Annotated in this window: 6 protein-coding genes; 4 read left to right on the top strand and 2 right to left on the bottom strand. The window is 69.3% G+C overall.

All coding sequences use genetic code 11. From position 1 onward, the window contains the following. Positions 1-372 precede the first annotated feature (372 nt). The 4 genes from F8M74_RS36515 to F8M74_RS38595 all read left to right on the top strand — a co-directional run bounded on the left by F8M74_RS36515 (position 373) and on the right by F8M74_RS38595 (position 7,501). A complete protein-coding gene (locus F8M74_RS36515; protein ID WP_141258820.1) occupies positions 373-3,624 on the top strand; it encodes a DEAD/DEAH box helicase in 3,252 nt (1,083 codons plus the stop codon). Between the two features lie 145 nt (positions 3,625-3,769). After that, on the top strand, positions 3,770-5,506 hold the full coding sequence (gene recN / locus F8M74_RS36510) for a DNA repair protein RecN (RefSeq protein ID WP_141258819.1): 1,737 nt from the start codon (positions 3,770-3,772) through the stop codon (positions 5,504-5,506). Between the two features lie 96 nt (positions 5,507-5,602). Then, complete coding sequence (locus tag F8M74_RS36505) at positions 5,603-6,364, top strand: Stp1/IreP family PP2C-type Ser/Thr phosphatase (RefSeq protein ID WP_216620790.1); 762 nt, start codon at positions 5,603-5,605, stop codon at positions 6,362-6,364. Positions 6,365-6,583: 219 nt separating this feature from the next. Continuing rightward, positions 6,584-7,501 carry a peptidoglycan DD-metalloendopeptidase family protein gene (locus tag F8M74_RS38595; protein ID WP_043711991.1) on the top strand — a complete coding sequence of 306 codons (918 nt, stop codon included), beginning with the start codon at positions 6,584-6,586 and terminating at the stop codon, positions 7,499-7,501. Between the two features lie 162 nt (positions 7,502-7,663). Here the strand turns inward: F8M74_RS38595 and F8M74_RS36495 are convergent, their stop codons facing one another. Then, positions 7,664-8,368 carry a diguanylate cyclase gene (locus F8M74_RS36495; protein ID WP_141258817.1) on the bottom strand — a complete coding sequence of 235 codons (705 nt, stop codon included), beginning with the start codon at positions 8,366-8,368 and terminating at the stop codon, positions 7,664-7,666. Positions 8,369-8,410: 42 nt separating this feature from the next. Then, on the bottom strand, positions 8,411-9,466 hold a 1,056-nt coding region (rlmM, locus tag F8M74_RS36490), incomplete at its 5' end, for a 23S rRNA (cytidine(2498)-2'-O)-methyltransferase RlmM (protein ID WP_239005009.1).

The following is a 9,466-nucleotide window of genomic DNA, read 5'->3' as shown; positions in this document are numbered from 1 at the left end:
TATAAGGGACAGGAAGGGGAGGACCGGGGGACGGGAGGCTCGGACGGCCGCCTGCCCTGTCGCCATGGCGACGGACCCCTGCCCGCAGGGGGCATTCGCCAGGCGGAATGTCCTCACGGGGGACGTTCCGTCTCTGGGGAGAGGGGCGGCGCGTCGGCTCGGCGTGCCGGACGCCTTCCAGAGAAGCAGGCGGGTATCGGAGGCGCGAAAGCGGACGGTCCGGGCCATGGCGGGGGTTGATGCTCTCACAGCTTGATGCCAGCGGTGGATTCTGCTGGCGGACGCATTGATTTTTCCCGCGACCGGGAGCCTCGTTGCTGTGGTAGTTCAACGGGTTCCCTGGCGATTTGGAGCCTGGGGCCTGTGCCAGCCGTGCAATCCACCGCCGATATTCGAGAGATCCTCCCGCCTCAGGACACCCAGTGGCTCCGTGCCCTGAAGGCCGAAGTTCAACCCACGACCTTCAAGCAGGGGCGCGAGGTGGCGGAGTCGCGCCGCGTCTTCGGCCTCAATCGTGAAGGGGACCGCATCAGCGCCCAGGTCGCCGGTTCGTCCGGCGAGCGGTATCAGACGGCCCTGCATCTGGGAAATGGCCGAGCCACGTCGACCTGTACCTGTCCGTCGTGGAACGTCGAAGGCCCCCACTGCAAGCACGTGGTGGCCGCGGCGCTCATCTACGCCGCGCGTTTTCGTCCGCCCGGTCCGCCCGCGCCTCGCCCGGCCGAGCCCGTCGCCGCGGCTCCCGAGCCGAAGGAAGCCGTCATCGATGACGAGCCCCACGTGGAGCCGGTGCCGTCGAGCGGCGACCCGGTCAGCCTCCCGGCCCTCGCCAAAGTGGAGAGCTGGCTCGGTCTATCTTCTCAGCCCGACTACGAATTCTTCTACCGCCTCACGGCCGCCAGCACGGGGAACGGCAGCATCCGGCAGTGGATCATCGACGTGCGCCGGCAGGACGCGCAGACGAAGGGGCCCATCCACGTCAAGCGGCTGCTGCAGACGGGGGGCCGCATCTCCCCCGCGGACGAGCGCGTCTTCATGCAGCTGTCGCGCCACGAGCACCGCTATGACTCGCGCCTGGTCCTGTCCGACGAGGAGCTGAGCGAGGCGCTGGAGCTCTTGCGCCACCGCCGCGTCATCTACCGTGGCACGGCGCTCATCGACACCGAGGTGCCGGTGCGGCCCCAGATTCATCTGGAGTCCCGCCCGGACGGCGCCACTGCGCGCATCGAGTTGCTCTTCCCGGACAACGCGAGCTACGCGCTCAAGGACGTCATCATCCTGTCGGGCCGGCGCACCTGGGTCATCCAGGGGCAGAACCTGCACCCGGTGGAGCCGGACTTCCCGCCGCGGCTGCTGCGCAAGTGGCTGCTCGAGCCCAGCATGTCCTTCCCCACGGGGCAGCTGGACCGGGTGCTGACCTTCTTCGCCGCGCACCTGCCGCGCTTCCGCATGGCGCTGAAGGCGGACGACATCGACGTGGACGAGGCCGTGGAGCCTCGCTTCATGCTCACGTTGGAGGGCACCCCCGAGCGCGTGAAGGTGCAGCTGGCCGCCAAGTACGGCCAGTCGACGGTGCCGGTGTCCCCCACTGCCACGCACCTGGGCTATGCCAGCGGCGTGGGCGGGGACAGCCGCAAGCTGTACCGGCGTCGCGAGGAGCTGGAGCGCGGCGCGGGGAAGCTGCTGCTGGACTTGGGCCTGCGCTTCGAGCCGCAGTCGCAGGTCTTCGACGCCACGGCCGACATCGCGCTTGAGTTCTGGGCTCGGGGCCTGGCCTCGCTCCCCGAGGACTGGGAGCGCTTTGGCGTGCAGGCCCCCAAGGTGCGCCTGCGTCCCAAGCTCAAGCCGCGCATCCGCGTGGGCATGAGCGGCGTGCAGTGGTTCGACCTGGATGCGGAGTTCGTCACTGACGACCAGGCCGTGGACCTGGGCGCGGTGCGCATGTGGCTGGACTCCGGCCGCCGCTTCGTCCCCCTGAAGGACGGTACCTTCGCGGAGGCGGACCCCGTCGAAATCAAGCGCGTGGCGGACCTGCTCGAGGAAGCCGGCGCGCTGCCGGGCCGCTCGCGCACGCGGCTGCCGCTGCACCAGGCCGTCGCGTTGGACCTGTTGGCGGACCTGGGGGAGTTCACCGAGGTGGAGGCCAAGGCGCGCCAGGCGATGCTGGAGCTGCGCGAGACGGCGGGCGTGCCGAAGGTGGGCGTGCCCGATGGGCTCCAAGCCACGCTGCGCCACTACCAGGAGGCGGGCCTGTCCTGGCTCTGGTTCCTGCGCCGCCACGGCCTGTCCGGCATCCTCGCGGACGACATGGGTCTGGGTAAGACCATCCAGTCGCTCAGCCTGATGCAGAAGGTGGCCAACGACGAGGGGCGCAAGCCGTCGCTCGTGGTGGCGCCCACCAGCGTGCTGGCCAACTGGGAGCGCGAGGCCGAGCGCTTCACGCCGGGCCTCAAGACGATGGTGTGGCACGGTCAGGACCGCAAGGAGCGGGCAGAGGACCTGAAGGGCATGGACTTGGTCCTCACGTCCTACGCGTTGGTCCGCCGTGATTTGGACCAGCTGTCCCAGGTGGGCTTCCGCTACATCATTCTGGACGAGGCGCAGAACATCAAGAACGCGGGCAGCGCCACCGCGCAGGCGTGCAAGGCGCTCCCCAGCGAGACGCGTCTGGCGCTCACCGGTACGCCGCTGGAGAACCGCCTGTCGGAACTCTGGAGCATCTTCGACTTCCTGATGCCGGGCTTCCTCGGCAGCTCGGATGGCTTCGGGGACCGCTACGAGCAGCCCATCCAGGTGGCCAACGACAGCACTGCGAAGGACCGGCTGCGCCGCCGCATCCAGCCCTTCATCCTGCGTCGCTTGAAGACGGAGGTGGCCAAGGACCTGCCGCCGAAGACGGAGAGCGTCGCCTGGTGCGAGATGGAGCCCGGTCAGGCCGCGCTCTATCGCGAGGTGTTGGAGGAGAGCCGCCGCAAGGTGCACGAGAGCATCGAAAAGGTGGGCTTCAAGCGCAGCCGCGTGTCGATTCTGGCCGCGCTGATGCGCCTGCGTCAGGTGTGCTGCGATCCGCGCCTGCTCAAGATGCCGCCCGGCACCCTGATGCCGCCCAGCGCGAAGGTGGAGCGCTTCCTCCAACTGGTGGAGGACCTGGTGGCGGAAGGCCACCGCGCGCTCGTCTTCAGCCAGTTCACGGAGATGCTGGAGCTGCTGAAGCAGGAGGCGGACAAGAAGGGCCTGCGCTACCTCTACCTGGACGGTCGCACCAAGGACCGCATGGGCAAGGTGGACGAGTACAACAACCCGGACGGTCCGCCGCTCTTCTTCATCTCCCTCAAGGCGGGCGGCACCGGCTTGAACCTCACCGCGGCCGACTACGTCATCCACTTCGACCCGTGGTGGAACCCGGCCGTGGAGGACCAGGCCACGGACCGTACGCACCGCATCGGGCAGACGCGCGCCGTCATCAGCTACAAGCTGATCACCCGCGGCACCGTGGAGGAGAAGATCCTCGCCCTCCAGCGCCGCAAGCGGGAGCTGGCCGCTGGCGTGCTCGGCGGGGAAGGTGACGAGATGGGCCGGACGCTCACGGAGCAGGACATCCAGGAGCTCTTCACGGAAATCTGAGGACTTGCGAGGTTGGGGCCCCAACGAGGCCCCTTCCCCTCCCGCCCGCCATCCGTGCGCTCGACCCGAACGCCTGTGCAGTGTCAGTCGGACCTGCTAGGGTGTTCAGGTACCAGGGCCGTCGTACGGACATTGGAGGGCGCGCGTGCTGCTGGGTCTGCGGATTTCGAACGTGGCGGTGATCGAGGAGGTGGAGGTGGCGTTCGGAGCCGGCCTCACCGTCCTCACGGGTGAGACAGGTGCGGGCAAGTCCATCCTCGTGGATGCACTGGGCCTTTTGCTCGGGGGGCGCGCCGACGCGGATGTCATTCGCGCCGGTTGTGAAGAGGCGTCCGTGGAGGGCGTCTTCGCGCGGACTCCCGCGTTGGAGACCCGGCTGGAGGAGCTGGGGCTTCCGGACCTGGGGGAAGAGGTGCTGGTGCGCCGGGTGCTGGGACGCACCGGGCGCGGCAAGGCCTACGTCAACGGCTCACTGGTGACAGTGGGCGTGCTGGGCAAGCTCACGCGTGGGGCGGTGGACATCGCCGGCCAGCACGAGCACGTCAGCCTCTTTGATTCGGGCCTGCACCGGGTGCTGCTCGACCGGTACGGCAACCTGGAGGAGGTGTTGGCGGCCTTCTTCAGGGAGTACACCGGCCTGCGCGAGGTGGACGCGCGCATGGAGGCGCTAGGCGGAGACGAGGCGAAGGTGCGCGAGCGCGCCGAGTTCCTGCGCTTCCAGCTTGATGAAATCACGCGCCTGGACCCGGAGGCCGGCGAGGACGCGCGGCTGGACGCGGAGCGCAAGCGGCTGGGCGGCGCGGAGAAGCTCAAGCGCCACGCCTCGGAAGCGGAGCTGCTGGTGTCCGGCGAGGAGCAGTCCGCCGTGGAGACGGTGGGCCGCGCGCTGGGGCTGGTGCACGAATCGGTGAAGTGTGACGCCACGCTGGCGCCGGTGGCGCAGGCGCTGAGCACCGCGCTGTCGGAGCTGGAGGAGGCGCAGCGGCGGCTCAACCGGTACGTGGAGGGGCTGGAGTCGGACCCTTCGCGGCTGGCGGACGTGGAGGAGCGGCTGGACGCGCTCAAGCGTCTGTGCCGCAAGCACGGCACTCACCTGGATGGCCTGCTGAAGAAGCGGGGCGAAATCGAGGTGGAGCTGGGCACGCTGGAGAACCGGAAGGAAATCCTGGAGGAGCTGGCCGCCGACCGCCGCAAGGTGGAGGAGCGGGCCCGGAAGGCCGGGGCGGCACTGACACGGGCGCGTGCGGCCAGTGCGGTGACGTTCGCCGTGCAGGTGCGCGAGGGCCTGGGGCAGCTGGCCATGGGCAAGGCGGCCTTCGAGGTGCGGGTGACGCCATCGGAGTCGCTGCGCCCGGACGGCATGGATGACGTGGAGTTCTTCTTCAGCGCGAACCCTGGCGAGCCGCCGCGAGCGCTGGCGAAGGTGGCCTCAGGCGGTGAGGCGAGCCGGCTGCTGCTGGCGCTCAAGAAGGCCCTGGCCGACAGCGATGGGGGCGGGTGCTACATCCTGGACGAAGCGGACGCGGGCGTCAGCGGCGCCATCGCGGACGTGGTGGGGCGGATGATCAAGGACGTGAGCAGTCACCGTCAGGTGCTCTGCATCACCCACCTGCCGCAGGTGGCCGCCTATGCGGATGCCCACCTGCTCATCCGCAAGGGCCTCAAGGGCGAGCGCACTGTCTCGGAGGTGGTGGTGCTGGAGGCAGGGGCGGAACGGACCCGGGAACTGGCACGGATGATGTCGGGTGTCGAGGTGACGCGTGAGGCCCTGGGAGCGGCGGAGGCCCTGGTGCGTTCTGCCAACAGGGCGCTGGGGACCCGGGCCCGCAGGGAGTCTGGACCGGAGGGGAGCCCCCGGGGGCGGCTCCGACGCACCGCGTGAATTACGCTAGGTGCATCCGTGTCCTTGCCCCATCCTTGGGCCTCACATAGCATCCCGGGTGTGTCCAGCACCGCAGGGCAGACCGCGGCCTCCCGCTTGAAGATAATTTCCGCCGGCCTGACGGATGTCGGGCGCAAACGTAATCACAACGAGGACAGCTTCCTCATTGATGATGAGCTCCAGCTCTACGTCGTGGCCGACGGAATGGGCGGCCATGCGGGCGGCGGCACTGCGTCCCGCATCGCGGTGGAGACCATCGACAAAGAGATGCGCCGGGCGCGGGAAGGCAAGGACAACCCCTTCCTTTCCGTCCCGAATCTCCAGGACTCTCCGATTCCGGAGGCGCTGCGCACCGCCGTGGAGCGGGCCTGTCTGGCCATCTTCACGGCCGCGCAGGAAGATGCGCGGCTGTCCGGCATGGGCACCACCGTCATCTCCCTGGTGGTGCGCGACGAGCACGCCTTCTTCGCCCACGTGGGTGACAGCCGCGCGTACCTCATCCGCGGCGACCTCATCCAGCAGATCTCCGAGGACCACTCGCTGGTCAACGAGCAGATCAAGGCGGGGATGATTACCCCGGAAGAGGCGAAGCACTCCCGCTACAAGAACATCATCACCCGCTCCGTCGGCTTCGAGGAGGAGGTGCAGGTGGACGTCATGGGGCTGGTGTCAGAGCCCGGAGACGTCTTCCTCCTCTGTTCGGACGGCCTCGCGAACATGATGGAGGACCGGGAAATCCACGAAACCGTGGTGAATGCGCGGACCTTCGAAGAGGTCCCCAAGCGTCTCATCGACTTCGCCAACGAGCGTGGCGGTGACGATAACATCACCGTCATCGTCGTGCGAGTGGAAGCCTGACACACCCAGAGTCTGCACGTGGCCAGCAGACCTCCCTGCGGGTCTGTTGACCTTGACACTCTTCGAATGTGAGTGGTAGCTGCCCCAACGTTTCCAGCCGAGTCGAAATGCCGGTGGGCGACGAAGCGGGAGGGGTAGGCGGCGGGGGGAGGTGTTGCGCGAGAGCAAGCGACTTAGCTTGCTGCGCCAGTAGTCCCACGCAAGCAGGGGAGCTGTCCCGTGGCGAAAAAGTCCTTCACACTGATGGTGATTCCGGACCATGACGCTCCGGTCAAGCGGTACACCATCCAGCGGTCCTTTCTCACCCAGGTGGGGATGGGACTGATGCTCGTGGTGGGACTGGGCGTGGGTGCGAGCGTGCACTACTTCCAGGTGGCCGCGGACGCCTCCGAGAACCGCATCCTTCGCGAAGAGAACCTGACGCTGCGCTCGCAGCTCAAGTCGGTGCGTGAGCGCATCGAGCACATCGGCTCCACGTTGGACCGGGTGGAGCGCTTCGACCAGAAGCTGCGCGCGGTGACGCTGCTGTCCGATCCTCAGCGCAACCTGGCCATGGGCCCGACGGAGCCCGAGGCGGGCACGACGGCGCCGGCCACGGACACGCAGTTCACGCAGCTGACTTCCACGGAGACGCCCAAGGCGCTGATGGGCCGGTTGGACCGCCTGAGCGCGGAGGCCACCCGCCAGGAGCAGAGCCTCCAGGAGCTGCAAGCCTACTTCCAGGACCAGAAGTCGCTGCTGGCCTCCACGCCGTCCATCTGGCCCGCGCGCGGCTGGGTGACGAGCGATTTCGGCTCGCGCCTGGACCCGTACACCGCGGACCGCGTCATGCACGGCGGCATGGACATCGCGGCGCCGCACGGCAAGGAAGTCTACGCGCCGTCGGACGGCACGGTGGTGTTCGCGGGCCTGGAGGGTGGCTACGGCAACGTGCTCGTCATCGACCATGGCTATGGCATCAAGACGCGCTACGGCCACCTGTCGAAGATGCTGGTGAAGGCCGGCGACAAGGTGAAGCGCGGCATGCACATCGCCGCCGTCGGCAACACCGGCCGCTCCACGGGCCCGCACCTCCACTACGAGGTCCGCGTCAACGGCATCGGGCAGAACCCCCGCAAGTTCATCCTCGAGGAGTAGCCGGCGCGGAGGGATGACGTCTCGGTGGTTCGTCGAGGCGCCTCGCTGCGGACGGAAGGAGCGCGCTCCCGTGGTAGCCCGAAGGGCTCCGGGAGCGCGTGCAGTGACCGCCCCAGCGAGGATGGCCAGAATGGCCTGGCGCTCAGGCGAGACCGCGCGGTCTCAGAGCGTCGCGGGGCCGGGAATGGAGCCATCCAGCCGGATGCGCCTGCGCTGAAGCCCCTGCGCGCGGCCGGTGCGCTCCATGACGTGGGTGCGCTCCAGCTCTGCCCACAGCAGCGGCCCCAGCACCTGCCAGTGCGAGGGCGCGTCCACCGTCAACTCCAGCAGGCTCACCGTCCATGAGGGCACGTCCGCGTCGGGCGTTCCCGGGGGCAGCACAGGGCGCACGCCCTGCGCCAACCGTTCGCGCGTAGGCGCGGCGAGGTGCTCCTCCACCGTGAGCTGCGACGTCGGCACGAGCAGGGCGGCGAAAGCGTCCGCGTGGATGCGCACCACCTTCGCGCCGGGGTACTGAGCGGAGAGGGACTCCACGGTGGCGCGCAGCACCGCGTCCCCGGTGGGGAAGCCGAAGCGGGCGTTGACGTTGATCATCCCCTGCACGTCCGCGATGACGGCGCCCACGCGCCACCCGTCATGATGGCCGTGGGTGGACAAGTCGTACTCCTCCTTGAGGAGGTTGCCCTGGGTGAGCGCCGGCACCTGGAGCGCGCCCGTTTTCGTGTCCGGCTGGCCACGCCGGGCCTGCTCCGCCTGGACGAGCACCTCCACGGCGGCCTGCACCGGGGCCTGGGGGCTGCGGGTGAGCACCCAGGGATGGAGGGCGATGAGGGCGGTGGCGGTGGCGTCGTCGAGAGGGTAGGGCATTGCGCTCCTTGTGTAGCGCGTCCATCGCCAAGGCGCAGGGGCTCACTTCATCTTGTGCGCGGTGACGGTGACCTCATCCCGGTCATGGTAGAGCTGGCGGACGGTGAGCCCCTCCCAGCCGCCCTCCTGGACGAGCGTGTGGCGCACCCGAAGCAGGATGGGGTTCTTGTCCTTCATGGGCAGCTTGATGTTGGCCACCAGGTGCTGCGCCCAACCGCGGCGGCCCCATTTGGCCAGCAACTGCGCCACTTCCAGGGGACGCCACGCCATGTCGCAGAAGAGCCAGTCCGCCGGCTCGTCGGGCGCATAGGCGAAGGCGCTCTCCTGAACGTGCTTCACGCGCGGGTTCCCCGTCAGCTCCGGCATCAGCCGGGCCGGGTCCACCGCCACCACCTTCGCGCCGCGGCTCACCAACCGCTGCGTCCAGCCGCCCGGCGCCGCGCCCAGGTCCACGCACACATCGCCGCGCCCAGGCTCGAAGGCCAGTCCGTCCAGGGCCTCCTCCAACTTCATGGCCGCGCGCGACGGCGCGTCTCCAGCCCGCCGCATGCGCCTGCGTCCACCCGCCGCCAGGGACACGGCCTCGCGCGCGTGCACCGCGCCCACCACCGTCACGTCGTCCGGCGCCACGCACAGGGACACGAGCAGCGCCCCCGCCTCGCGCGCCCGCTGGGCGTCCTCGATGCGGCGCTCTGCCGGCAGCCTGGCGGACACGGCGGATTCCAGCGCTTCCGCCACGGGTGCCAGGGCGTTGCCACGCGGAGTGTCGGGCGTGAAGGCCTGCACCGCCCAGGGGGCCCGCCCGGGAAGCGCCAGCACGGTCCGAGTCGCGGCTTCAGCGATGGCTTCGGGGCTGGTGGCCGTCAGGGTGGCGGCCACCTGGTAGCCCGCGCGGGCGAAGGCGGGCGGAGGGCCGGAGACGGCGTCACTCTCCACCAGGGCTTCGCCCAGCAGACGGGGCTCGGCGCCGGCCCACTCCAGTTCCTCGAAGAGGTGGGACTCGAAACCCGCGCGGCAGGTCCACAGCCAGCGCCCAGGCCGGGCGGCCAGCGTCCGGGCGGGCATGGCGGGGACCTTTGCCCGGGGAGGGACCTTGGG

This window comes from Myxococcus sp. CA023, from assembly GCF_010998615.1.
Classification (GTDB): domain Bacteria; phylum Myxococcota; class Myxococcia; order Myxococcales; family Myxococcaceae; genus Myxococcus.
The sequence above is the reverse complement of the archived record's forward strand: the minus strand, read 5'-3'. Positions and strand labels throughout refer to the sequence as shown.